Below are 23,150 nucleotides of genomic sequence, written 5' to 3'. Positions count from 1 at the left end.
CTCCGCTGTCAGCAGGAGTTGATCAGGACTCGCCGCCCGCGTTGCCGGTGGAGCCGGCGTTGACGTTGTGCAGCTTGTACTTCTCGATTGCCTGGGCCGGCGCCTGGGCGTCAACTTCGCCACGGCGGGCCAGCAGTTCCAGGGAACGGACCACGATGGAGTGGATGTCGTTCTTGAAGAAGCGGCGGGCAGCCGCACGGGTGTCGGAGAAGCCGAAGCCGTCAGCTCCGAGCGACGCGAACTCGTTCGGTACAAACTGGCGGATCTGGTCCGGAACGGCCTTCATATAGTCCGAGACCGCAACTACGGGCCCTGTGGCACCGGCAAGCTGCTGCGTGACGAACGGGACGCGGGCGGGCTTGCCCGGGTTCAGGAACGCTTCTTCCTCGGCAGCCATGCCGTCGCGGCGCAGTTCGTTCCAGGACGTCACGGACCAGACGTCGGCGGAAACGCCCCAGTCCTCGGCGAGCAGCCGCTGGGCTTCAATGGCCCAGGGAACCGAGACGCCGGAGGCCAGGATCTGGGTCCGGGGACCGTCGATCTTCGCCGGAGCCGCGAGGTAGATGCCCTTGAGGACACCTTCCACGTCGAGGTCCTCCGGTTCCGCCGGCTGCGTGATGGGCTCGTTGTACACCGTGATGTAGTACATCAAGTTCCGGTCGGCCGAATCGGGTCCGTACATGCGCTCGATGCCGTCCCGGATGATGTGGCCCATCTCGTACCCGTAGGCGGGATCGTAGGTGACCACCGCCGGGTTCGTGGAGGCCAGCAGCGGGGAGTGGCCGTCGGCGTGCTGGAGGCCTTCACCGGTCAGGGTGGTCCGGCCGGCGGTGGCCCCGATGATGAAGCCTCGGGCCATCTGGTCCCCGGCGGCCCAGAAGGCGTCGCCGGTGCGCTGGAAGCCGAACATGGAGTAGAACACGTACACCGGGATCAGCGGTACACCGTGGGTGGCGTAGGCCGTGCCGGCGGCGGTGAACGCCGCGACCGCGCCGGCTTCGTTGATGCCGGGGTGGATCAGCTGGCCCTGGGCCGATTCCTTGTACGCGAGGACGAGGTCCCGGTCCACCGACAGGTAGTTCTGCCCCTTGGGGTTGTAGATCTTCGCCGTGGGGAAGAACGCGTCCATGCCGAACGTGCGGGCCTCATCGGGGATGATCGGCGCGATGTGCTTGCCGAAGTTCTTGTCCCGCATGAGGTCCTTGAGGAGCCGGACAAACGCCATGGTGGTGGCGGCCTGCTGCTTCCCGGACCCGCGCTTGGCAACCTCGTACGTTTTTTCTTCGGGGAGGGCGAGCTCCTGGTGCTTGGAACGGCGCTCAGGAACAGAACCGCCCAGCTGGGCGCGGCGTTCCATCATGTACTGGATCTCCGGCGCATCGGTGCCCGGGTGGAAATACGGAGGCTGGTACGGGTCCTTCTCCAGCTGCTCGTCGGTGACCGGGATCCGCAGGTGGTCGCGGAACTTCTTCAGGTCATCGAGGGTGAGCTTCTTCATCTGGTGGGTCGCGTTGCGTCCCTCGAAGTGGGGTCCGAGTCCGTAGCCCTTGACCGTCTTGGCCAGGATGACGGTGGGCTTGCCCTTGAATTCGGTGGCGGCCTTGTACGCGGCGTAGACCTTGTTGTAGTCGTGGCCGCCGCGCTTGAGGTTCCAGATGTCGTCATCGCTCAGGTCCGCGACCATGTCCTTGGTCTGCGGGGTCTTTCCGAAGAAGTGCTCGCGGACGAATCCGCCGGACTCTGCCTTGTAGGTCTGGTAGTCCCCGTCCGGGGTCTCGTTCATGATCTTCACGAGCGAGCCGTCGGTGTCCTTGGTGAGCAGGTCATCCCACTCCCGGCCCCAGACGACCTTGATGACGTTCCAGCCCGCGCCGCGGAAGAACGCTTCGAGTTCCTGCATGATCTTGCCGTTGCCGCGGACGGGTCCGTCGAGGCGCTGGAGGTTGCAGTTGATCACGAAGTTCAGGTTGTCCAGGTTCTCGTTCGCGGCGAGCTGGAGCAGGCCGCGGGACTCGGGCTCGTCCATTTCGCCGTCGCCCAGGAACGCCCAGACCTGCTGGTCGGAGGTGTCTTTGAGGCCGCGGTTGTGCAGGTACCGGTTGGACTGGGCCTGGTAGATCGCGTTCATCGGGCCGATGCCCATGGACACGGTGGGGAATTCCCAGAACTTCGGCATGAGGCGCGGGTGCGGGTAGGAGGAGAGCGCGTGGCCTTCTTTGGACTTTTCCTGCCGGAATCCGTCCATGTCCTCTTCGGAGAGCCGGCCTTCCATAAACGCGCGGGCGTACATGCCGGGGGAGGCGTGGCCCTGGAAGAAGACCTGGTCGCCGCCGCCGGGGTGGTCCTTGCCACGGAAGAAGTGGTTGAACCCGACTTCGTACAGGGTGGCGGCGCCGGCGTACGTGGAGATGTGTCCGCCCACGCCGATGTTTGGCCTCTGGGACCGGTGCACCATGATGGCGGCGTTCCAGCGCATGTACGCCCGGTACCGGCGTTCGAACTCCTCGTTGCCGGGGAACGGCGCTTCCTGGTCCACCGGAATCGTGTTCACGTAGTCCGTGGTGGTCACCATCGGCACGCCGACGCTCTGGGCGCCGGCCCGCTGGAGCAGGCTGCGCATTATGTACTGGGCACGCTCGGTGCCCTGTTCCTGAATCAGGGTATCCAGGGACTCCAGCCATTCGGCGGTCTCTTCCGGATCACGATCAGGCAGCTGGTTAGTCAACCCGCTGAGGATATGGGAGGTATCTTCTCCTGCAGCCACGTCCAACCTCTCTTTGCGCGCATGCATCGGCGCCCTCACTCCGGGCAGGGTGACTGTCCGGAGTGAATGCGACGTGTGCGACGTATCGGTTACAACAGCCCGGTCATGTGCGCCGGGCAGGGTCCTTTCACGCCTATGTCTGCCATTGAGTTCCAGGCGGTCGCCCCGCAGGCATAGTTGTCACCAGCCACTCTAGCTGTGACTTCAGCGCGATGCGTAGCCGCGTCTGTGGCGTCCCTGTTGTATTTCGCCGTCATACTGGTTGTGTGACGAAAGCCGCTGCAACGCAGGCTGACGGCGCCGGATGTGATGCAGAATATGGCGGATCGCGGTGGTGGCAGCTTGAAGCGCGGGCACAAAGGGTGTTGGCTGGGAGTAATGGAAATCACTATGCGCATCGCATGTATTAGGCATTGGAGGAACACGTGAGCGAGGCCGACGCCGCCACTTCGGTAAATGTGGCGGAAAAATTGGGTTTCAAAAATGGGGATCTGATTCAGGAGTTCGGTTACGACGACGACGTCGATTTCGACTTACGTGACGATATTGAGGACCTGACAGGGTCCGAACTCCTGGACGAGGACGACCACGACGTTGTTGACGCCGTCATTTTTTGGTGGCGGGACGGCGACGGGGATCTGATCGATACCCTCATGGATTCCCTGACCACCCTGAGTGAAAACGGGGTTGTCTGGGTGTTGACGCCAAAGTCCGGGCGCGCCGGGTACGTGTCGCCGGCGGAGATCCAGGAAGCGGCGCCCACCGCAGGTCTGCACCTCACCACCTCTGCAGGTGTGTCGAAGGACTGGAGCGCCACCCGCCTGGTCAGCCGGAAGAACAAGTGACGTCAACTCTTGCCGTAGCCGGCCAGACTGTTCCGGCGGTGGGGGAACATGCCCCGGACTTTGAGCTGGTGAACCAGTTCGGAGAACCTGTCCGGTTGTCCTCTTTCCGAGGGCAGAACGTTGTTCTGGTGTTTTATCCGTTTGCATTTTCGGGTGTCTGCACCGGTGAACTCTGTGAAATCCGTGACAACCTGACAGCGTTCGAGGATGCCCGGGCCACGGTCCTGGCAGTGTCCGTGGACAGCAAGTTCAGCCTGCGGGCCTATGCCGAGAAGGAAAGCTACGGCTTTGATCTTCTGGCCGACTTCTGGCCGCACGGCGCCGTCGCCTCCGCCTATGGTGTCTTCGACCCGGAGAACGGCATGGCCGGGCGCGGGACGTTCATCATCGATGCAACCGGAACAATCCGCTACGTTGTGGTGAATCCGCGTGGCCAGGCCCGCGAGCTCGCAGACTACCAGGATGCTCTGGCAGGCCTGGAACAGAGCTGACGCCGCATGGACCAGCAGCGGCACGGCATCGGCCTGACGGGCTTCGCCAGCCTGCCGGCCGCTGACCCTGCTGCGCTGTCCAGCACGGATCTGCAAGGGCTGGAACGCGTCCGGGAGCTGTTGTCCGGCAAACGGCTGGCGCTGCTCACCGGCGCAGGGCTGAGCACCGATTCGGGCATTCCGGATTACCGGGGGCCGGACGCCGTGCCACGTTCGCCCATGACCTACCAGGAATTTGTACGCGAGGGTGCCAGCCGCCAGCGCTACTGGGCACGGAATCACATCGGTTGGTCCAAGTTGCGGCACGCGGAACCAAACCCCGGACATCGTGCGGCAGCAGAACTGGAGCGGCGGGGCCTGCTCACCGGATTGATCACGCAGAACGTGGACCGGCTCCATGAAGATGCCGGCAGCCGGAATGTCATTGACCTCCACGGACGTTATGACCGGGTGGTTTGTCTTGCGTGTCAGCACACGTACACGCGTCACCTGCTGGCGGGGGTCCTCGAAGAACTGAATCCCGGCTTCCTGGCACGCGCCACCACGTCCGGCCTGGTGGAAATGGCGCCCGACGCCGACGCCACAGTTGATGACTCGGCGCTGATCAGCAGTTTTGTGGTCGCTGCCTGCCCCGCCTGTGGCGGGATGCTCAAGCCTGACTTTGTCTACTTCGGCGAGAACGTGCCCAAGGACCGCGCAGAAGCCGCGTACGCGATGGTGGACGCTGCAGGGGCATTGCTTGTTGCCGGCTCATCGCTGACCGTGATGAGCGGACTGCGGTTCGTCCGCCACGCGGCGAAGGAGGGCAAGCCGGTAGTGATCATCAACAGGGGCGATACGCGGGGCGACCAATACGCCACCATCAAGCTCCACGCAGGCGTCAGCGAGGCGTTGACCTGGCTCGCCGCCGAACTCCCCGATCTTGACCCATGACGGGGACGAGTTCGTCGATTGGCTTTTCGTCCCGCCCGTCAGGTAGAGTTTATGTTCGTTGGTTGACGCGCTGAGGCGAGAAAACCGGCCGTTCGGGTCTTTAGCTCAGCTGGTAGAGCGCCACGTTTACACCGTGGATGTCATCGGTTCGATCCCGGTAGGACCCACCATCAAACCCCGTTGTTCCTGGCCCGATTGGCCGGGAACGGCGGGGTTTTTGTTTCCCTGCGCCGTCTTCCGTACTGAGCTCCGCAGGCAGTGCGCGTTAATTGTCGGTGGCTGTCCCTAGTGTTCCTGCTATGGAATACGTGGTGGTGAAGACGGCCCAGGACGGCAGCCCGACGGCGGTAGTCAGCAACGGCAGGGAATGGGCCGTCGGAGCCGATGCGGTGAGATGGTTTGAACGTGTGAGCTGGTGGGAGGCGCAGCGCCGTATGCCCAAGGGGCTGGGCCGTGTGGATGTTGAGGTGTTGCAGGTCCAGGTGCGGCTGGGCCACAATCCGCATTCCGCGCTGACCACTATGGTGCTGGAGCGCGACGGACTCGGTGGCGGCTGGAGGCTGAGGGAGGCGGTGGTGGACGTCGCCTGAATCCGGCGGCAGATGCCCAGAGAACATTTGGGCATTGGAAAACCCTCCACCGCGACTATTGGGGGATGCCGCGGTGGAGGGTCTGCAATGAATATACCGTGAACTTCCTGAAACAAACAAATGCCACGCGAAACGTGGTTCTTGGCGTGTCGGACGCAACCTTTAGCCGGGCCCTGAAACGCCGCCAGACCACTATGATGGTTTCTGTTCACCAGAATGAACGCATCTATGCGAAGCGCCCTGGCGTGCCGATCGAAGGAGAATCATGGCCGATTCCCGCACCCCCCGCTCCTCCGAGGGTTTGGGCAGCACGTCGCCCGCGCCGGCGGTCACGCGTGCCGCCGCCGTCATGGACGCGTTGGCAGCCTCTGTTACCGGAAGGCTGACGCTTAGCGACCTGGCCCGCGAGCTGGGAATCCCCAAGTCGTCCACCTCCAACCTCTTGCTGGCGTTGGAAGAAGCCAGGCTGATCAGCCGCCAAGGCGCCGAATTCACGCTGGGCCGCAAGCTCGTGGAACTCGGCGCGGCATATCTGAGCCGGCTTGACGAAGTGCAGGAGTTCTACCGGTTCTGCGAACAGGCGCCGACCCTTTCCGGGGAGACCGTACGCATCGCGATGCTGGACGGAATTAATGTCATCTATCTGGCCCGCTACGAGGGCCATCCGGCGGTCCGCCTGACGTCTAACATCGGCGACAAGATGCCGGTGTCCCTATGTGCCGTGGGCAAGGCCCTGATTGCCCGCCTTCACGACCACGACGTCGACGCCATGTTTTCCGATGACGCCGAACTTCCGGTCCTGACCCCAAAGTCCCTCCGCACCGGAGCCGAGTTGAAGGCGCAGCTGACCACCATCCGGGAACAGGGCTACGCGTTCGAGGACGAGGAATCTACTACGGGAGTAGTCTGCCTGGCTGTGTCGGTGCCTACGCGCGGCGCCCACGGCCCGAGCCTTGGGTTGTCAGTCACGGCCCTTAAGGCCACATATTCCGCGGAGCAGGGTGCTCAGATGGTCAAGGAACTGAACGAGCTGGCGCGGTCCCTGGGCAACCCCATGGGCTAAGTACTCTGCCCTGACGGGTCTACTCCACGTCCATAGCACCGGTGTGAACAAAAATGTCAGTCAACCACTTGCTCCTTGTTCAGCTTGCTGTACTCAGTTCAATATAGTGATCGACGCCATGGGGTGTCCTCGCTATCCCACCAGGCCAACGGGGGCCTGGAGTGTTTTTGAGGGAGTTCTTGTGACATCTCGTACTAAATCACCGCAGACTGACCTGGACGGCGCCGCCGTCGATCCGGACCAGCTGCGAAGGGCAACTCTTGCCAGTTCTGTAGGCTCCGCACTGGAGTACTATGACTTCTACATCTACGGCCTTGCCTCGGCATTGATCTTTGGACCGCTCTTCTTCTCACCGCTGGGGGAAAGCGGCGCCGTGATCGCCTCGTTCGCCACCTACGGTGTGGGCTTCGCCGCCCGGCCGTTCGGCGGCGTTGTCTTCGGCTACATCGGCGACCGGTTCGGCCGGAAGATGGTCCTGATCCTGACCATCGGCCTGATGGGCATGGCCAGTTTCGCCATCGGCCTCCTGCCCACCTTTGAACAGGCCGGCATGGTCGGCGCGGTGCTTCTGGTGGCCCTTCGAATCCTCCAGGGCCTGGGTGCCGGTGCCGAGCAGGCAGGCGCCACCACCCTGATTTCAGAAGTGGCCCCGCGCCGGCGCCGTGGTTTCTTTGCCGCACTGCCGTTCGTCGGCATCCAGCTGGGCACCCTGCTCGGCGCAGGCACCTTCGCTTTGATGGCACTGGCCGACAAACAGGTGCTGCAGGGCTGGCTGTGGCGCGTTCCGTTCCTGGCGAGCGTCATCCTGATTGCCATCGCGGTCTTTATCCGGCTCCGGCTTAAGGAAACGCCGGTCTTCCAGGAACTGGAAAAGCACAAGGCCGTGGTCAAGAACCCTGTAGTGCAGATCTGGAAGCACTCAAAGAAGAACGTGCTCATCGGCATCGGCCTGCGGATGGGAGAAAACGGAAACTCCTCCATCTACTCCGCCCTCCTGGTGTCCTTCATCAGCCTGCCCGCCGGAGTCTTCGCCGGCGACAAGTTCATCGGCCCCACCGGCCTCCTCATCGCCGCCGGATTCGCAGCGGTCATGGTGGTCACCTTCGGCGCCCTGTCCGACCGCTTCGGCCGCGTACCGGTGTACCGCTACGGCGCCCTCTTCCAGGCCGTCATCGCCCTGCCGGCCTTTTACCTGGTCACGCTCGGCAATGTCACCCTCGTCTGGGTGGTCATGGTGGTGGGCATTTCGCTCGGCGTGCAGTCAATGCTGGGCCCTCAGTGTGCCATGCTCCCGGAACTCTTCGGCTCCCAGCACCGCTTCACGGGTGTAGCGCTGAGCCGTGAACTCTCTGCCGTCCTGGCAGGCGGATTCGCGCCCATGATCGGTGTGGCGCTGCTGGCTGCGACCGGCCACTCCTGGCTCGTTCCCGCGATCTACTCCCTGGTCCTGGCGCTGATCTCCTTCGGCACCACCTTCTTCGCCCCCGAAACCAACGGCCGGGACCTGCTCCTGGTGGAGGATGCCGGTTAGGCACTCCGCTGACGCAAAAGGCGGCCTCCCATGCATGGGGAGGCCGCCTTCCTGCTTTAACGCGCACTCCGGGTGCGCCTTCCCGGTGCCGCCCGGCTGGTTGTTCCCCTGCTGGACGCCCAGATAACGGCCGACACAAGCGTCGGGCAGGACGCCGACACAAAAGAGCCCCTGCCGTGGATTCCCGTTTCCAGGATCCACGGCAGGGGCTCTTTGGTTCAGGGCGGCGGCTGTCCCTCAATAGAAGTGGACCGGGTCTACGAGGTGGGGCAGGTCGCCGCCGTTGAGGAACGTTCGCAGGTTGCTGCAGAAGCGCTCCGCAATCAGCCGGTTCTCCGCGGCGCTGAGCGCCGAGGTATGCGGCGACACCATAACCTTGGGGTGGTTCCAGAGCAGGCTGTCCCGGGGGAGCGGTTCCACAGCGAAGACATCGAGGCAGGCGTAGGAGACCTGGCCGCTGTCCAGGGCCTCCAACAGGGCGTCCTCGTCCACCACGGTGCCGCGGCCCACGTTCACAAACACCGTTCCCGGCTTCATGGCGGCAAACATCTCACGGTTGAACAGCGTTTCCGTGTACGGCGTGCCGGGCAGGGTGTTCACGACGGCGTCTGCCGTGGCGAGCAGCCCGGGCAGTCCGTTGTTGCCGGCGACCTGCTCGATTCCTTCGATCGGCTCAAGGTTTCGCTTAGTGCCGCTGACCGTCATGCCCAGGGCGCGTGCGATCCGGGCCGTCTCCAGGCCGATCTCGCCCAGGCCGGTCACTACCAGTGTGGAACCGCTGACCAGACGGGTGGGGGTCCGAAGCTCGGGCCACACCTTGGCGGCCTGGTCCTGGGCCAGTTCGGCGCTGCGCTTGAAGCCGTTGAGGATCCCCAGGGCAGCGAATTCTGCCAGCGGCAGGGCGTGGACGCCGGCTGAGGTTGTCACCTTGAATTTGAGGAGGGTTTCCTGGTCCAGCCCGGATGCCTTAACGGCGCTGCCGGCGCCAGCGGCCATGGCGTGGACCCACTGGAACCGTGGATTTTGGCGCGCGATGCGGGCCAGGCCCGCGGGGCTTTCATTGGGCAGGCCATACAGAACCTGCGCCTTTTGGAGCATGGCCCAATACCGCTCCTCCTGCGCAGGCGTGCGTTTGAAGTCCGGATCCCCGGAGTGGTCGGCCGGAAAACGCTCCGGCGGAAGCAGGTCCGGCTCATAAAGTACGGTTACGGAGGGGTCTACGGCGCGGATGCGCTCCACCAGCTCTGCTTCGAGCGGGACGGCGATCGCGACGGTGGTTAGAGTCGTCATAGTGTTCATCATACTGAATAGCGGCTAGGATATTGGACAGATTTCCTTTCATTAACCACACAAACGATGTGAGTCGAGGCCTCTTTATGGAAGACAGAACAGCGGGCTTTGTAGGCCTGGGGCTGATGGGGCTGCCGATGGCGGCCAATCTGGTCCGCGCCGGCTGGGCGGTCACCGCCTGGAACCGATCCGAGGGACCCCTGCAGGAGTTTGTGGCGCAGGGTGGCTACTCCGCGCCGGACGTTGCATCCCTGCGGGACCTGCCAATCATCGCCCTTATGCTCCCGGACCTTTCCTTCATCGAAGAGGCATCGGCGGGGCTGCTGACGAGTTGGGACGAAAATCCGCCGCAACCCGGCACTGCCGTGGTGGTCACAAGCTCAGTCTCACCGGCAAACGTCCAGGACTTCGGGCGCCGGGTACGCCAGGCAAGCCACGGCCGCGCCACCGTAGTGGACGCCCCGGTCAGCGGCGGCACCAAGGGCGCGACCGAGGGGACACTGGCAATCATGGCCGGCTGTGCCGCGGACGACTTCCGGAAGCTCGAGCCCTTCTTCAACGCGATGGGAACCACCGTCAGGCATATGGGCCCACTGGGCGCGGGGTCGCTCGCCAACGCCTGCAACCAGCTCATTGTAGGAACCACGACGGCGGCACTGGCCGAAGCGGCTGAGCTCGCCGAGCGCTCCGGGATGGATCCGGCAGCGCTTTTCGATGTCCTGTCCGGTGGCCTTGCGGGCAGTCGCGTGCTGGAGAACGTGGGACCGCGTTTGGTTCGGAAGGACTACACACCCACAGGTCCGGCGAAGTTCATGCATAAGGACCTGTCCTTTGTGCTCGAATCAGCCCGGGCGTCCGGCGCTGCCGTGCCGATGGCGACTGCCGGCGTCGAACTCTACGCCGAACTCAAGCGCCAGGGCCTTGGCGAGCAGGACCTTGCCGTGGTCCGCCAGGCCATTTCGAATCTGAGCGACAACACCAATATCGCGGAACCTGCGGAGACTGACGAAAGGGAGAGCTGCACCATGAGTACTCTTTTTGATTTGACGGGGAGGGTTGCCTTGGTGACGGGTTCGAGTAGGGGGATTGGTAATGCGTTGGCGCGGGCGTTGGCTGGGGCCGGGGCGACGGTGGTGCTGAACGGGATTAATGCGGAGCGGTTGAAGGCGGCGGAGGTTGTGATGGCCGCGGATTTTGCCCCGGGTCGGGTGCGTAGTGTCGCGTTTGATGTTACGAGTGATGCCGAGGCTGCGCGGGGTATTTTGTGGGTGGAGGAGCAGGTGGGGCCGTTGCAGATTCTGGTGAATAATGCCGGGATCCAGCATCGGGTGCCGATGCTGGAGCTCGATGTCGCGGATTGGGAGCGGGTGATCAGGACGGATCTGACGAGCGCGTTCCTGGTGGGGCGTGAGGCGGCGCGGCACATGATCCCGCGCGGCAGGGGCAAGATCATCAATATCTGTTCGGTGCAGACGGACCTGGCCCGGCCCACGATTGCCCCGTATGTGGCGGCAAAGGGCGGGTTGCGGAACCTGACCCGGGCGATGACGGCGGAGTGGGCGGGTTCGGGGCTGCAGATCAACGGGATCGCTCCGGGTTACATCCATACCGAGATGACGCAGAACCTGGTGGACGATGAGCAGTTCAATGCCTGGATCCTGGGCCGGACCCCGGCGCACCGGTGGGGCACGGTCCAGGACCTGGCGGGCCCTGCGGTGTGGCTGGCCTCGGACGGGTCGGACTTTGTGAACGGGCAGACGATCTTCATCGACGGCGGAATGACGGTGGTGGTCTGATGGGCACCGGAATGCTGGCTCAGGGGACCGAAGCAACAGTGCTGCAGGTGTCGGGTCCGGCGGTGGTGGCGTACGCGGCCGGGGATCTGCGGGTCGAGGCGGTCCCGTTGGTTGTGCCTGGCCCGGGCGAGGCCGTGGTGGAGGTTGCGTATGGCGGGATCTGCGGGTCGGATCTGCATTACTGGCTCCATGGCGCTGCGGGGGAGTCGGTCCTGAAGGCGCCGATGGTGCTCGGGCATGAGATTTCCGGGACCGTGGTGGCGGCCGCGGCGGACGGGACCGGCCCGGGTGTGGGGACCGCGGTCGCGGTCCACCCGGCCACCCCGGGACCAGGTGCGGGTGATGTGCGGTGGCCGGCGGACCGGCCCAACCTGTCCCCGGGGTGTACGTATCTGGGCAGTGCGGCACGGTTTCCACACACCGACGGTGCGTTCGCCCGGTATGTGAACCTGCCGTCCCGGATGCTGCGGGAGCTCCCGGCGGGCGTGGACCTGCGGACCGCGGCGCTGATCGAGCCGGCCGCCGTGGCCTGGCACGCCGTCGCGAGGGCCGGGGACGTGGCGGGCAAGAGTGTGCTGGTGATCGGGTGCGGCCCGATCGGTGCGCTGGCCATCGCGGTCCTTAAACGTGCCGGCGCGGTACGGATCACCGCCGTCGACGTCCATACCAAACCGCTGGAGATCGCCGCCGTGGTCGGCGCGGATCAGACCCTGCAGGCCGGGGACACGGACGCGATCGCCGCGGTGCAGGCCGATGTGGTGATTGAGTCCTCGGGCAGCCACCATGGCCTGGCCTCAGCCATCCAGAGCGCGGGGCGCGGCGGGACCGTGGTTATGGTCGGGCTGCTGCCCACCGGGCCCCAGCCGGTCCTGATTTCCCTGGCCATCACCCGGGAACTGGACCTGCGCGGGTCCTTCCGCTTCAACAACGAGATCGACGACGTCATCACCGCCCTCGCCGACGGCACCCTCCACATCAACCCCGTCATCACCCACGAATACCCCCTCAGCCAAGGACTCGAAGCTTTCGAAACCGCCAGGAACTCCGCCGAATCAGGAAAAGTCCTCCTCAACTTCCAACCCGAATAGCGCGATGTAGAAGTGCTGGTCTCTGGCTGGTTCCGAGTGAGGTCAGTTCCGGCGGACCGGGATAAACACCCGGGGCTGGTCCGTCCAGGTTCCGGACAGCCGGGAGGTGGTGCGGCGCATGATCTGTTCGGACGCGTCCCGGGCTGTGGCGGCGTCCCCGGCGGCGACCGCTTCGGCCAGATCGACGTGCCACTGGAGCGCCCCCTCGTGGGGGTGGTCCGGCATCAATCCGTGGACTGTGCGTCCCGTCAGGGTCTCTGCCACCTGCCCCATCAGGTTGGCAAACATTTCGTTGCCCGAGCCGGAAAGCAGGACCGAATGAAAAGCGATGTCCAGCTCCAGGAACTTCTGCGCGTCCCCGGAGTGGCCGGCGTCGCGCAGCGCGTGGGCGATGTCCACCAGTTCCCGCCGCAGCTGCGCCGGGGCATTGTTCGCTGCCAGCTCGGCCGCGGCGGGCTCGACGGCGGAACGCAGTTCGATCAGTGACCGCAGCTGGGCGCCGCGGGCGTCGCTGGACAGCCGCCAGCGGATGACCTGGGAGTCGAAGGGGTTCCAGCGGCTCGGGGGCAGCACGCGGATACCTACCCGCTTGGTGGTTTCCACGAGGCCCAGGGACTGCAGAACCCGCACGGCTTCGCGGACCACGGACCGCGAAACCTTCAGCTCTTCCTCAAGGTGCTCGGCCAGCATGATGTGTCCGGTCGGCAGCTCGCCCGTGATGATCCGGGTGCCAAGGTTCTCAATGGCACGGTGGTGCAGGCTGGTCGACATGGACTCAAGCCTAAACTGGGATTGACTGGCCACGTCCCACAAAGTGGGCACCACTTCCCTCAAGCCGATTGAATATATATGCTTTATTAGGATCCATCGGTTCGTGACAGCGTGCTTCGCAGCGAACGCGGAGCCATCTGCACATCCATTGCACAACGAAATTGGAGTTTTGATGTCTGCACACATCGGTGTCACCGGCCTTGCGGTGATGGGCGCCAACCTGGCCCGCAACCTGGCCCGCAACGGCTTCACCGTTGCCCTGCACAACAGGTCGGTCGAAAAGACTGACGCGCTGCTCGCAAAGCACGGCACGGACGGCGACTTCGTCCGCACCGAAACGCTGCAGGAGCTTGTTGACTCCCTGGAGAAGCCCCGCCGCGTCCTGATCATGGTCAAGGCCGGCAAACCGGTTGACTCGGTCATCGAGCAGCTTGAACCTCTCCTGGAAGCCGGCGACATCATTATCGACGCCGGAAACTCCCACTACGAGGACACCCGCCGCCGCGAAGCCGCGCTGGCGAAGAAGGACCTGCACTTCGTCGGCATCGGCGTCTCCGGCGGTGAGGAAGGAGCCCTGAACGGCCCGTCCATCATGCCCGGTGGTTCCAAGGAGTCCTACGACGCCCTCGGTCCGCTGCTCGAAAAGATCGCCGCGCACGTGGACGGCAAGCCCTGCTGCGCCTGGATCGGCACCGACGGCGCCGGCCACTTCGTCAAGATGGTCCACAACGGCATCGAATACGCCGACATGCAGGTCATCGGCGAAGCCTTCGATCTCCTCCGCTCCGGCGCCGGCCTCGAGCCCGCCGACCAGGCCAAAATCTTCGAAGAATGGAACAAGGGCGAACTCGCCTCCTTCCTCATCGAAATCTCCGCCGAGGTCCTGGGCCACGTTGACACCCGCACCGGCAAGCCGTTTGTGGACGTTGTGGTGGATGCCGCCGGCCAGAAGGGCACCGGACGCTGGACGGTCATCTCCGCGCTGGAGCTGGGCTCCCCGACGTCGGGCATCGCCGAGTCGGTCTTCGCCCGCGCCCTGTCATCGCAGACCGAGCAGCGCAAGATCGCCCAGGAACTGCTCGCCGGCGAGGAAATCGCCGTCGACGTTCCGGACACCTTTGTTGAGGACGTCCGCCAGGCGCTCTACGCGTCCAAGCTGGTTTCCTACGCCCAAGGCCTGGACATGCTGACCTCAGCAGCCAAGGAATACGGCTGGGACCTCAAGCTGGACGAGATCGCTTCGCTGTGGCGCGGCGGCTGCATCATCCGTGCCGAACTGCTCAAGGAAATCACCAAGGCCTACGCCGCAGAAGACAAGCCGGCCAACCTGCTGTTCGCCCCGGCGTTCACGAAGGCCATCGCCGATGTCCTGCCGGCATGGCGCCGTGTGGTCTCCACCGCCGTCCAGCTCGGCATCCCCGTGCCGGTCTTCTCCTCGTCACTGGCCTACTACGACGGCCTGCGCCGCAAGCGCCTGCCGGCCGCAGTGATCCAGGGCCAGCGTGACCTCTTCGGCGCGCACACCTACGGCCGTGTCGACGCCGAGGGCACGTTCCACACCCTGTGGGGCGAGGACAAGTCCGAAATCGAAGCAGTGGACACACACTAGTCACCACGCTCTGATTGCATCAAGCTGCGAACCCTGCGGCCGGCAGTTCCCGGATATTCTGGGAGCTGCCGGCCGTTGGCGTTTCCGGCAGTTGTGGTGTCCTTCCATCCAAGGAGTCAGAATGCCCAAGCCAGTCGCATTAGTTACGGGAGCATCCACGGGTATCGGCTTCGAGGCGGCGAAGAAGCTCAGCAGCCACGGTTTCGTCGTCTACGCGGGCGCCCGCCGGGTGGGCAGAATGGAGCCGCTGAAGGCGCTGGGCGTCCAGGTCCTGGCACTGGACGTGACGGACGATGATTCGATGCGTGCCGCCGTCGCCCGTGTCCTTGAAGAGCGCGGGCGGATTGATGTCCTGGTCAATAACGCCGGCTACGGGTCTTATGGGGCACTGGAACAGGTGGACTTGACCGAGGGCCGGCGCCAATTTGAGGTGAACGTCTTTGGCCTCGCCAGGATGACGCAGCTGGTCCTGCCGGCCATGCGGAGTGCGGGACGGGGCAGGATCATCAACATCTCGTCCATCGGCGGAAAATTCTACGAACCCCTTGGCGCCTGGTACCACGCCACGAAGTTCGCCGTTGAGGGCATGAGCGATGCACTGCGGCTCGAACTCAAGCCGCACGGCGTCGAGGTAGCCATCATCGAACCGGCAAGTACGCTCAGCGAGTGGGGCCGGATTTCCGCTGACGGGCTGCTGTCCAGCAGCGGCGAGGGGCCGTATGCTGTACAGGCACGGCACATGGCGGATGTCCTGGCGTCCACGGACAGGCCAGAAACGTCCACGCGGCCGGCGGTGATAGCGGCAGCTGTCCTGCACGCGGCCACGGCCACCCGTCCCCGCACCCGGTACCCGGTGGGCAAGGGAGCGGCCGCAATTCTGGGCCTGCGGCGCGTCCTGCCGGACCGGCTCTATGATGCGGTGGTCACGGCAGTCCTGAAGCGTATCGCCCGGTAGGGATGCATAGGCGGATCAGATCCGGTATTCGATGTCGTACTCGGCCGGATCCACGGCGGGCTTGGTTTCGCGCTGGGCATCACGGTGGCGCCACTTGGCCGGCACACCGGTCACAATCGATTCCGGCGGCGCGTCCTTGACCACCACGGCGTTGGCGCCCACGGCGCTGTCCCGGCCTATGGTGATGGGGCCCAGGACCTTGGCTCCGGCGCCGATAGTGACCCGGTCCTCGATGGTGGGATGGCGCTTGACCTTGGCCAGGGAGCGGCCGCCCAGCGTGACGCCGTGATAAATCATCACGTCTTCGCCGATTTCGGCGGTTTCGCCAATGACCACACCCATGCCGTGGTCGATGAAGAAGCGCCGGCCGATCGTAGCGCCGGGATGGATCTCGATTCCGGTCAGGAAGCGGCCCAGCTGCGACACCAGCCGCGCCGGGAACCGAAATTCCGGGGTTTGCCACATATGGTGCGTCAGCCGGTGGATCCAGATGGCATGCAGCCCGGAATAGGCGAAAAAGTTCTCAAAAGAGCCTCGAGCCGCCGGGTCGTGTGACCGGGCGGCGTCGAGGTCTTCCTTCAGTCTTGCGAAAAAGCCCACAAAGTTCTTTCTACAGGAAACGGGGCGACAACGGGCTGATCAGCCGCGGATGTCGTCATAGAGCACTGTGGAGATGTAACGCTCACCGAAGTCGCAGACAATCGCGACGATCAGCTTGCCGGCATTCTCCGGACGCTTGGCCAGTTCCAGGGCGCCCCAGACGATGGCGCCGGAGGAGATGCCGCCGAGGATGCCTTCTTTGACGCCGAGTTCACGGGCGACCCGGACGGAGTCTTCCAGGGTGGCATCCAGGACTTCGTCGTAGACGTTTGTGTCCAGGATTTCCGGGATGAAGTTCGCGCCGATGCCCTGGATCTTGTGCGGCCCGGGAGCGCCGCCGTTCAGGATGGCGGAGTCCTTCGGTTCGATGGCGACAATCTGGACCTCAGGATTGCGCTCCTTCAGGACCTGGCCGACGCCGGTGACGGTTCCGCCGGTGCCGATGCCGGCGACGAAGATGTCCACCTTGCCATCGGTATCGGACCAGATTTCCTCGGCGGTGGTGGTGCGGTGGATCTCAGGGTTGGCCTCGTTGGCGAACTGCTGGGCCCAGATGGAGTTTTCCGTGTTGGCCACGATTTCCTGGGCTTTTTCCACGGCGCCGCGCATGCCCTCGGAACCCGGGGTCAGGACAATCTCGGCGCCGAATGCCCGGAGCATAACGCGGCGTTCGGTGGACATGGTCTCAGGCATGGTCAGGATGACCTTGTAACCGCGGGCCGCACCCACCATGGCAAGGGCGATGCCGGTATTGCCGGAGGTGCCTTCAACGATGGTGCCGCCGGGCTTGAGGGCGCCCGACTTCTCGGCGGCGTCAACGATGGCCACTCCGATGCGGTCCTTGACGCTGTTGGCCGGGTTGTAGAACTCAAGCTTGACCGCCACAGTCGCGCCCAGTCCCTCGGTCAACCGGTTCAGGCGGACCAGCGGAGTGCCGCCGACCAACTGCGTTACATCGTCATAGATCCGTGCCATGTAGATATGCCTATCTCTCAAGTGTGAATGCTGAGGTCAGCCTAACGATGGCTGAGCGGGCGCTGCTAAGCATTAAGCCACGGAGAGTAATATTTCCTGGCCTTGGCGAGTTTGGGATTGATGATCACCTGGCAGTATCCCTGCTCGGGATACTTGGCGTAGTAGTCCTGGTGAAAGTCCTCCGCGACATGGAATCGGGGGAGCCTGCTGACCTCCGTAACGATCGAATGGGACCAGAGAGCCTGGTTCCGGTTGATCGCCTCCTCGAACAGGATTTTTTCTTCGGTGGTCTCATAGAACATTGACGAGCGGTACTGCGTGCCCACATCGTACCCCTGGCGATTGAGCGTTGTGGGATCGTGCAGCGCGAAGAACATGTCCAGGATGACCTCAGCCGGGATGACGGATTCGTCGAAAGTGACCGCCACGACTTCAGCGTGGCCAGTGGTCCCGCCACAGACGGAGTAGTAGTCCGGCTGGGGGTCATGGCCGCCCGTGTATCCGGAAATCACCGACGTGACGCCTTTGGTTATTTGGTAGACGGCGTCGAGGCACCAGAAGCAGCCCCCGCCGAGAACAAAAGTTTTCATGACCTCTTCAATGGTTGAGCGCGCCAGATGATTCCCTGACCACCTTACGAGACTGTGACACATGCGAGCCAGATGGCTCCATGGGGTAAAACTGAGACTATGGAACCTGCAGACATCGGCGTTACAGATGCGGACAAGCTCGACGACGGCACCCTTGCCGGGGCGGGCGCTGGTCCGGCTGGTCCGGCTGCTCCCACGCTGGCGCAGGTGCTGCTGGCGGTCGAGGAACTCTGGCCCGAGTCGCTGGCCGAAAACTGGGACGAAGTGGGGCTGGTGGCCGGGCACCCGTCATCGCCCGTGACAAGGGTGATGTTCGCCGTTGATCCCACGCTTACGGTAATCGAGGAAGCCGTGGAATGGGGTGCCGAGCTCCTGATCACCCACCACCCGTTGCTCCTCAAAGGCGTCACGTCCGTGGCGGCCACCACTGCCAAAGGGCAGGCTATTCACCGCCTCATCGAGTCCGGAACCGCGCTGCTGACCGTCCATACCAACGGTGATTCCGCTGTCGGGGGCGTTTCCGACGTCCTGGCCGATGCGCTGGGACTCGAGGGCGTTGTCCCGCTGACGGTGGCCGCGAACGGACTGCCCGAGGAAGGCATTGGACGTGTGGGTGATCTGGCGGACGTGATGAGCCTGGGCGATTTCGCGGCCCGGGTGTTCGGCATCCTGCCAGCGGTGGCCGGCGGAGTCCGTGTGTCCGGGGACAAGGACGGGCTGGTGCGGCGCATTGCGGTGTGCGGGGGTGCGGGGGATTCGTTGTTCAACGAGGTGCGGGCCAACAACGCCGACGTCTATGTCACCGCCGACCTCCGCCACCATCCGGCGTCCGAAGCCCGTGAAGCGGCAGTGAACGGCCGGCCCTACCTGATTGACGTTTCGCACTTTGCCAGCGAATGGCTGTGGCTGCCCGCTGCGGCGTCGGCGCTGGGCAATGTGCTCTCCGATCAGGGCCACGACGTCGATATCCAGGTAAGCACCACCAACAGCGATCCGTGGGACTTCATTCTGACTCCGGGCTAAGCGTGGCCGGCGAATCCGTGCTGGGACCACACCGGCGAGGGACCCACTCCGAGCGCAGCGAGGTGCGGGAGCCGGTGGGGACCTAGCGAGGCAGGGGAGCACGCCAGGCGCTAGAGTCTATAAAGCGCCGATACGGTGCCCGGCTTCGGCCGGATTGGATTTAGCGGAGGTAAATAGTGGCCAAGGCAGCACCGGCGGAACAGTTGAAGTTGCTCGAACTGCAAGGGCTGGACGCAAAACTCAAGTCCCTGTCCAACCGCCGCCGTGCCCTGGAAACCGATCCCCGGATCGAGGACCTCCAATCGGCCCTGTCCGTCGCCAACGGTGAACTCGGCTCCGCCAAGATGGCCGTGCATGACGCCGAAGCCGAGCTGAAGCGCGCCGAGGCCGATGTCGAGCAGGTTGCCTCCCGCATCGAACGCGACGAAGCGCGGCTCAACAGCGGGACGGGGCTGTCAAAGGACCTCGTGGCCCTGCAGAAGGACATCGCCTCCCTCAACAAGCGCCGCTCCGACCTTGAAGACGTGGAGCTGGAAGTCCTGGAACGCCTGGATTCACTGCGCGAGCGTCAGGCTGCCCAGCAGCTCATCGTGGACAACGTCCAGGGCTCCTTCGGCGGCATCCGCGCCGAACTCGATGAAGCCCTGGCCGAAGTGGCCGCTGAAGCGACCATAGTCCGCGGCAAGCGCGCCGAATTCGCTGAAGGCCTCGACGCCGGGATGCTGGCTATCTACGAAAAGACGCTGGCAAAGCGGGGCGTGGGCGCTGCCCGGTTGTTCCACGGAACCTCTGAGGCCTCCGGCATGAAGCTGAGTCCCGGGGACCTCGCCGAGATCAAGGCCGCCTCCGACGACGACATTGTGTTCTGCCCTGATTCGGGTGCCATCCTGGTGCGATCTGCCGAGTGGAACACTCCCGCCCCAGCTAACTAGCAGCCGATGCAGGGCGCTCTAACTGCCGTCGTGAACGCTCGGAACGACTGTTTGTGCTACCTGGTTGGGCAGGATGATGTTCAGGGCATGCGGTTTCCGCGCTGAACCATCCACCAGCTCGGCGTCCCATTTTTCGCGCGTGGCCTTCAGCAGCTGCCCCGGGGTCAGCGGGGCATTGCCGCGGCGGGCCAGCAGGTGCCGCGCCAGCTCGCCGCGGGTGTGTTTGGCGAAGTGGCTGACCACCTTGCGCACGCCACTGACCTCCGTAAAAACGTTGACGGCCACCGTCTGGGCCGGCGGCGGTGCCCAGGCGGCGGCATAGGTGCTGGAGCGGCAGTCCACGAGCAGATGCCCGGACGCCGACTCCGCGAGGGCCGCCGAAATCTTTGGCTTCCAGAACGAGGCGAGGCGGCCGACGTCGGGCAGTGCCGTTCCCATCGACAGCCGGTAGGCGGGCACACTGTCCGCGAAGTGGATGGCGCCCCACAGCGCCGAGATGACCAGCACAGATACATCGGCCTTCCGCCGCTGCGCCGGCGTCAGGGTTTTGTAGCCGAGGGCGTCGTACAGAACGCCGGAATAGATCTGGTGTGCCGGGGCGGCCGGTTCGGCGTGGAGCCGGGTGTTGCGTTCGACGTCGTCCTGCAGCGATGCGCCGACGCCCAGCAGCGCGAGGGCATCCTCATGTGCGCTGACCGTCCCCAGCGCCTCCAGGACTTTTGCCCGATAGGTGTTGAGTTCGGGGAAGCTCAGTGACGGCCAGTCGACGGCGGACCCGCGGACTGCGGGGGTCTTGCCTTCGGAGGGGGGCAGCAGAATCAGCACCGTACGATCTTACCGGCGACAGCGTGGCCTTCTGCCGGCGGTAGACTGGGCTGCGGATGGGTTGACTAGGCGGCCGCGCGTCACGCAAGTGGCTCGAGGAACGTCCGGGCTCCGCAGGGCAGGGTGGTGGGTAACGCCCACTCGGGGTGACCCGCAGGCCAGTGCCACAGAGAACAGACCGCCTGCGTCTTCCGGCAACGGAAGCTCAGCAGGTAAGGGTGAAACGGTGGTGTAAGAGACCACCAGCTTCCCGGGTGACCGGGAAGGCTAGGTAAACCCCACCCGGAGCAAGGCCAGACAGGACACGTTTGAGGGCTGCCCGCCCGAGTGTCCGGGTAGGCCGCTGGAGGGCGTCGGCAACGGCGTCCGTAGATGGATGGCCGCTACTTCCGCGCTGGTAACGGCACGGGAGCACAGAACCCGGCGTATCGGTCAACCCATCCAACACCTCCCGCCGGGCACGGACCCGCCCCGCATGTGAGTGATTTCACGCTGGTGGCGGCGGTCCGCGGGTCTGCTCCAGCCTAGAATGGAGAGCGAACGTAGAAGTTCTGCCGCCGGGTCTGCGTTCGCAGCCGGTGGCTTTTCTTTACGCTTCTCCACGGCACCCGGGATGGACCGCATCCTGCCGGTGCCAGAGCCCCTGGACAACATCAGGTGGCCGCCAACCGCTTACGACGACGTATGCGGCTGAACCGAGGAAGGTAGTTCTGTGAGCCAGACGTCAGATTCTTGTCTTGATACGTGGATGGGCCGGGAGGCTCTCGCCGAGGCCATGATTCCGGTGATTGGCCGGCTGTACCGCGAAAACAACGTGGTCACCAGCATTCATGGCCGGAGCCTGATCAACAAGTCCACCATGAACATCCTCAAAGCGCACCGTTTTGCCCGCCGCATGAGTAACACCGAGCTCCTGCTCGAAGAGACCGCACCGCTGCTGAACATCCTGGCTCAGCTGGAGCTGGGTGCGGCGGCTATCGACGTCGCCCGCCTGGCGGAGAAGTTCAAGGCAGAAGGCGACGGCGCCACCCTGGAAGAGTTCCTCCGTGCCGAGCTTGCCGATGTCGTGGGCAAGCGCGGTGGCGATGACCGGACCAGCACCGACGTCGTGCTGTACGGCTTTGGCCGGATCGGCCGGCTCCTGGCGCGCCTCCTGATCGAAAAGGCCGGTGGTGGCCACGGCCTGCGACTGCGCGCCATCGTGGTGCGCCGCGGCTCGGACAAGGACCTCACCAAGCGCGCCAGCCTCCTGCGCCGCGACTCGGTCCACGGTTCCTTCGAGGGAACCATCCGGGTGGATGAGGCTGTCAACACCATCACCGCGAACGGTGTCCAGATCCAGGTCATCTACTCGGATAATCCTGCCACGATCGACTACACCGCCTACGGCATCCACAACGCCCTGGTGGTGGACAACACCGGCCGCTGGCGCGATGCCGAAGGCCTGTCCCAGCACCTGCAGAGCAAGGGCGTTGCACGGGTACTCCTGACGGCGCCGGGCAAGGGCGCGCTGAAGAACATCGTGCACGGGATCAACCACGGCAGCATCAAGGACACGGACCGGATCGTGTCCGCAGCGTCCTGCACCACCAACGCCATCACCCCGGTCCTGAAGGCCATCAACGACAAATTCGGCGTGATCCACGGCCACGTGGAAACCGTCCACTCCTTCACCAACGACCAGAACCTGATCGACAACTTCCACAACGGTGACCGTCGCGGCCGCTCCGCCGCGCTGAACATGGTTATCACCGAAACCGGAGCGGCCACTGCTGTGGCGAAGGCCCTCCCCGAACTCCAGGGCAAGCTCACCGGCAGCTCAATCCGCGTCCCCACGCCGGACGTCTCGCTGGCCATCCTGAACCTGAGCCTGGAAAACGGCACCACCAAGGATGAGGTGAACGACTACCTGCGCCAGATGTCCCTGCATTCTGACCTCCGCAAGCAGATTGACTACATCGATTCGCCCGAGGTTGTTTCCACGGACTTTGTTGGCTCACGCCGCACCGGCATCGTGGACGGCCTGGCCACCATCTCCAACGACAAAAACGTCATTCTCTACGTCTGGTACGACAACGAGTTCGGTTACAGCTGCCAGGTAGTCCGGGTCATGGAAGAGATGGCCGGCGTCAACCCGCCGGCGTTCCCGGCCAAGGAAGCCGCTGCGGCCTTGGCCGCAATCGCCGTCTAGGCCGTTCGCCGGGCTGGCTGCCCGACATTCCCGGCTGATGCGCTGGAATCAGCCGGGAATCGGGACCACACTGGTGGCATGGATAACGAAACTCTCCACGAGACCACCCTTGAACACGCCCTCGACGTCGCCAAGGCCAACCACAAAGAAGCCATCAGGCTCCTGGACCAGGCGCGCGGGTCCCGGGCTTCCGGCGATGTCGGTGACGACCGGGTGCGGCAGCTCGAAGGGCTCCTCCAGGTTGCCGAAGAAGACCTGCGCCGTGTAGCCCGGGAGCAGTAGCCGGTC

General features: G+C 64.4%; 21 protein-coding genes, 1 tRNA gene, 1 other RNA gene and 1 pseudogene. 17 read left to right on the top strand and 7 right to left on the bottom strand.

The genetic code is table 11. The features are described from left to right. Nucleotides 1–22: 22 nt before the first annotated feature. Nucleotides 23–2,791 carry a pyruvate dehydrogenase (acetyl-transferring), homodimeric type gene (gene aceE, locus ACQCS0_RS13080; protein ID WP_354223502.1) on the bottom strand — a complete coding sequence of 923 codons (2,769 nt, stop codon included), beginning with the start codon at nucleotides 2,789–2,791 and terminating at the stop codon, nucleotides 23–25. A 398-nt stretch (nucleotides 2,792–3,189) separates the two neighbouring features. On the opposite strand from aceE, the gene ACQCS0_RS13075 reads away from it, so the two are divergent. The 7 genes from ACQCS0_RS13075 to ACQCS0_RS13045 all read left to right on the top strand — a co-directional run bounded on the left by ACQCS0_RS13075 (nucleotide 3,190) and on the right by ACQCS0_RS13045 (nucleotide 8,217). Beyond that, entirely contained in the window at nucleotides 3,190–3,609 is a 420-nt protein-coding gene (locus tag ACQCS0_RS13075; protein WP_282330887.1) for a DUF3052 domain-containing protein, read from the top strand. After that, on the top strand, nucleotides 3,606–4,100 hold the full coding sequence (locus tag ACQCS0_RS13070; protein WP_354153729.1) for a peroxiredoxin: 495 nt from the start codon (nucleotides 3,606–3,608) through the stop codon (nucleotides 4,098–4,100). Before ACQCS0_RS13075 ends, ACQCS0_RS13070 begins: the two co-directional genes overlap by 4 nt. Nucleotides 4,101–4,106: 6 nt before the next feature. Further along, nucleotides 4,107–5,033 (top strand): NAD-dependent protein deacetylase, encoded by a 927-nt coding sequence (locus tag ACQCS0_RS13065; RefSeq protein WP_354153730.1) that lies wholly within the window; start codon nucleotides 4,107–4,109, stop codon nucleotides 5,031–5,033. 94 nt (nucleotides 5,034–5,127) lie between these two features. Continuing rightward, nucleotides 5,128–5,203: transfer RNA gene (locus ACQCS0_RS13060), tRNA-Val, on the top strand. 129 nt (nucleotides 5,204–5,332) lie between these two features. Then, nucleotides 5,333–5,623: a hypothetical protein gene (locus tag ACQCS0_RS13055; protein ID WP_185260812.1), complete on the top strand. Its 291-nt coding sequence runs from the start codon at nucleotides 5,333–5,335 to the stop codon at nucleotides 5,621–5,623. 265 nt (nucleotides 5,624–5,888) lie between these two features. Then, nucleotides 5,889–6,686, top strand: coding sequence for an IclR family transcriptional regulator (locus ACQCS0_RS13050; protein ID WP_354153731.1), 798 nt, complete (start codon nucleotides 5,889–5,891; stop codon nucleotides 6,684–6,686). A 181-nt stretch (nucleotides 6,687–6,867) separates the two neighbouring features. Continuing rightward, on the top strand, nucleotides 6,868–8,217 hold the full coding sequence (locus ACQCS0_RS13045) for an MFS transporter (RefSeq protein ID WP_354153732.1): 1,350 nt from the start codon (nucleotides 6,868–6,870) through the stop codon (nucleotides 8,215–8,217). Between the two features lie 237 nt (nucleotides 8,218–8,454). On the opposite strand, the gene ACQCS0_RS13040 is transcribed toward ACQCS0_RS13045, so the two are convergent. Next, nucleotides 8,455–9,519, bottom strand: a complete 1,065-nt coding sequence (locus ACQCS0_RS13040) for a D-2-hydroxyacid dehydrogenase (RefSeq protein ID WP_354153733.1) — start codon at nucleotides 9,517–9,519, stop codon at nucleotides 8,455–8,457. 74 nt (nucleotides 9,520–9,593) lie between these two features. Between ACQCS0_RS13040 and ACQCS0_RS13035 the strand changes: the two are divergent. The 3 genes and pseudogenes from ACQCS0_RS13035 to ACQCS0_RS13025 all read left to right on the top strand — a co-directional run. After that, a pseudogene (locus ACQCS0_RS13035) lies at nucleotides 9,594–10,478 on the top strand (NAD(P)-dependent oxidoreductase); the annotation flags it as partial. A gap of 54 nt (nucleotides 10,479–10,532) precedes the next feature. After that, the gene (locus tag ACQCS0_RS13030; RefSeq protein ID WP_354153792.1) at nucleotides 10,533–11,303 is read left to right on the top strand and encodes an SDR family oxidoreductase; all 771 of its coding nucleotides are present in this window, start codon (nucleotides 10,533–10,535) and stop codon (nucleotides 11,301–11,303) included. Beyond that, a complete protein-coding gene (locus tag ACQCS0_RS13025; RefSeq protein ID WP_354153734.1) occupies nucleotides 11,303–12,391 on the top strand; it encodes an L-idonate 5-dehydrogenase in 1,089 nt (362 codons plus the stop codon). Before ACQCS0_RS13030 ends, ACQCS0_RS13025 begins: the two co-directional genes overlap by 1 nt. A gap of 42 nt (nucleotides 12,392–12,433) precedes the next feature. Here the strand turns inward: ACQCS0_RS13025 and ACQCS0_RS13020 are convergent, their stop codons facing one another. Then, nucleotides 12,434–13,162, bottom strand: a complete 729-nt coding sequence (locus ACQCS0_RS13020) for a FadR/GntR family transcriptional regulator (RefSeq protein WP_056340687.1) — start codon at nucleotides 13,160–13,162, stop codon at nucleotides 12,434–12,436. Nucleotides 13,163–13,334: 172 nt separating this feature from the next. Here ACQCS0_RS13020 and gndA point away from each other — a divergent pair, with 172 nt between their 5' ends. Next, nucleotides 13,335–14,771, top strand: coding sequence for an NADP-dependent phosphogluconate dehydrogenase (gene gndA / locus ACQCS0_RS13015; protein WP_354153736.1), 1,437 nt, complete (start codon nucleotides 13,335–13,337; stop codon nucleotides 14,769–14,771). Nucleotides 14,772–14,892: 121 nt separating this feature from the next. Beyond that, nucleotides 14,893–15,726: an oxidoreductase gene (locus ACQCS0_RS13010; RefSeq protein ID WP_354153737.1), complete on the top strand. Its 834-nt coding sequence runs from the start codon at nucleotides 14,893–14,895 to the stop codon at nucleotides 15,724–15,726. A 15-nt stretch (nucleotides 15,727–15,741) separates the two neighbouring features. Here ACQCS0_RS13010 and epsC read toward each other — a convergent pair whose 3' ends face one another. The 3 genes from epsC to msrA all read right to left on the bottom strand — a co-directional run bounded on the left by epsC (nucleotide 15,742) and on the right by msrA (nucleotide 17,891). Further along, nucleotides 15,742–16,326, bottom strand: coding sequence for a serine O-acetyltransferase EpsC (gene epsC, locus ACQCS0_RS13005; protein WP_354223506.1), 585 nt, complete (start codon nucleotides 16,324–16,326; stop codon nucleotides 15,742–15,744). A 39-nt stretch (nucleotides 16,327–16,365) separates the two neighbouring features. Further along, on the bottom strand, nucleotides 16,366–17,301 hold the full coding sequence (gene cysK / locus ACQCS0_RS13000; RefSeq protein ID WP_282330879.1) for a cysteine synthase A: 936 nt from the start codon (nucleotides 17,299–17,301) through the stop codon (nucleotides 16,366–16,368). Between the two features lie 65 nt (nucleotides 17,302–17,366). Continuing rightward, nucleotides 17,367–17,891, bottom strand: coding sequence for a peptide-methionine (S)-S-oxide reductase MsrA (gene msrA, locus ACQCS0_RS12995; RefSeq protein ID WP_426938516.1), 525 nt, complete (start codon nucleotides 17,889–17,891; stop codon nucleotides 17,367–17,369). A 99-nt stretch (nucleotides 17,892–17,990) separates the two neighbouring features. On the opposite strand from msrA, the gene ACQCS0_RS12990 reads away from it, so the two are divergent. Together ACQCS0_RS12990 and ACQCS0_RS12985 are read left to right on the top strand one after the other, a co-directional pair. Further along, nucleotides 17,991–18,914, top strand: a complete 924-nt coding sequence (locus tag ACQCS0_RS12990) for a Nif3-like dinuclear metal center hexameric protein (RefSeq protein WP_354153740.1) — start codon at nucleotides 17,991–17,993, stop codon at nucleotides 18,912–18,914. A 176-nt stretch (nucleotides 18,915–19,090) separates the two neighbouring features. Then, nucleotides 19,091–19,846 carry a DUF7581 domain-containing protein gene (locus tag ACQCS0_RS12985; RefSeq protein WP_354153741.1) on the top strand — a complete coding sequence of 252 codons (756 nt, stop codon included), beginning with the start codon at nucleotides 19,091–19,093 and terminating at the stop codon, nucleotides 19,844–19,846. A gap of 18 nt (nucleotides 19,847–19,864) precedes the next feature. On the opposite strand, the gene ACQCS0_RS12980 is transcribed toward ACQCS0_RS12985, so the two are convergent. Then, nucleotides 19,865–20,671, bottom strand: coding sequence for a YaaA family protein (locus tag ACQCS0_RS12980; protein ID WP_426938515.1), 807 nt, complete (start codon nucleotides 20,669–20,671; stop codon nucleotides 19,865–19,867). A gap of 57 nt (nucleotides 20,672–20,728) precedes the next feature. On the opposite strand from ACQCS0_RS12980, the gene rnpB reads away from it, so the two are divergent. The 3 genes from rnpB to ACQCS0_RS12965 all read left to right on the top strand — a co-directional run bounded on the left by rnpB (nucleotide 20,729) and on the right by ACQCS0_RS12965 (nucleotide 23,144). Further along, an RNA gene (gene rnpB / locus ACQCS0_RS12975) (RNase P RNA component class A) lies at nucleotides 20,729–21,115 on the top strand. A gap of 268 nt (nucleotides 21,116–21,383) precedes the next feature. Beyond that, nucleotides 21,384–22,862 (top strand): glyceraldehyde-3-phosphate dehydrogenase, encoded by a 1,479-nt coding sequence (locus tag ACQCS0_RS12970; RefSeq protein ID WP_354153743.1) that lies wholly within the window; start codon nucleotides 21,384–21,386, stop codon nucleotides 22,860–22,862. Between the two features lie 78 nt (nucleotides 22,863–22,940). Further along, entirely contained in the window at nucleotides 22,941–23,144 is a 204-nt protein-coding gene (locus ACQCS0_RS12965) for a hypothetical protein (RefSeq protein ID WP_185260797.1), read from the top strand. Nucleotides 23,145–23,150 lie beyond the last annotated feature (6 nt).

It is taken from the genome of Pseudarthrobacter sp. S6, from assembly GCF_050156575.1.
In the GTDB taxonomy this organism is placed as follows: Bacteria; Actinomycetota; Actinomycetes; order Actinomycetales; family Micrococcaceae; genus Arthrobacter.
The sequence above is the reverse complement of the archived record's forward strand: the minus strand, read 5'-3'. Positions and strand labels throughout refer to the sequence as shown.

Excerpts from the sequence above, each read along its gene's own strand:
- gndA (WP_354153736.1), top strand. The coding sequence starts at position 13,335 with ATGTCTGCACACATCGGTGTCACCGGCCTTGCGGTGATGGGCGCCAAC.
- ACQCS0_RS13025 (WP_354153734.1), top strand. The coding sequence starts at position 11,303 with ATGGGCACCGGAATGCTGGCTCAGGGGACCGAAGCAACAGTGCTGCAG.
- ACQCS0_RS12965 (WP_185260797.1), top strand. The coding sequence starts at position 22,941 with ATGGATAACGAAACTCTCCACGAGACCACCCTTGAACACGCCCTCGAC.
- aceE (WP_354223502.1), bottom strand. The coding sequence starts at position 2,791 with ATGCATGCGCGCAAAGAGAGGTTGGACGTGGCTGCAGGAGAAGATACC.
- ACQCS0_RS13050 (WP_354153731.1), top strand. The coding sequence starts at position 5,889 with ATGGCCGATTCCCGCACCCCCCGCTCCTCCGAGGGTTTGGGCAGCACG.
- msrA (WP_426938516.1), bottom strand. The coding sequence starts at position 17,891 with ATGAAAACTTTTGTTCTCGGCGGGGGCTGCTTCTGGTGCCTCGACGCC.
- ACQCS0_RS13020 (WP_056340687.1), bottom strand. The coding sequence starts at position 13,162 with ATGTCGACCAGCCTGCACCACCGTGCCATTGAGAACCTTGGCACCCGG.
- ACQCS0_RS13065 (WP_354153730.1), top strand. The coding sequence starts at position 4,107 with ATGGACCAGCAGCGGCACGGCATCGGCCTGACGGGCTTCGCCAGCCTG.
- cysK (WP_282330879.1), bottom strand. The coding sequence starts at position 17,301 with ATGGCACGGATCTATGACGATGTAACGCAGTTGGTCGGCGGCACTCCG.
- ACQCS0_RS13055 (WP_185260812.1), top strand. The coding sequence starts at position 5,333 with ATGGAATACGTGGTGGTGAAGACGGCCCAGGACGGCAGCCCGACGGCG.
- ACQCS0_RS13030 (WP_354153792.1), top strand. The coding sequence starts at position 10,533 with ATGAGTACTCTTTTTGATTTGACGGGGAGGGTTGCCTTGGTGACGGGT.
- ACQCS0_RS13010 (WP_354153737.1), top strand. The coding sequence starts at position 14,893 with ATGCCCAAGCCAGTCGCATTAGTTACGGGAGCATCCACGGGTATCGGC.
- ACQCS0_RS12990 (WP_354153740.1), top strand. The coding sequence starts at position 17,991 with ATGGAACCTGCAGACATCGGCGTTACAGATGCGGACAAGCTCGACGAC.
- ACQCS0_RS13040 (WP_354153733.1), bottom strand. The coding sequence starts at position 9,519 with ATGATGAACACTATGACGACTCTAACCACCGTCGCGATCGCCGTCCCG.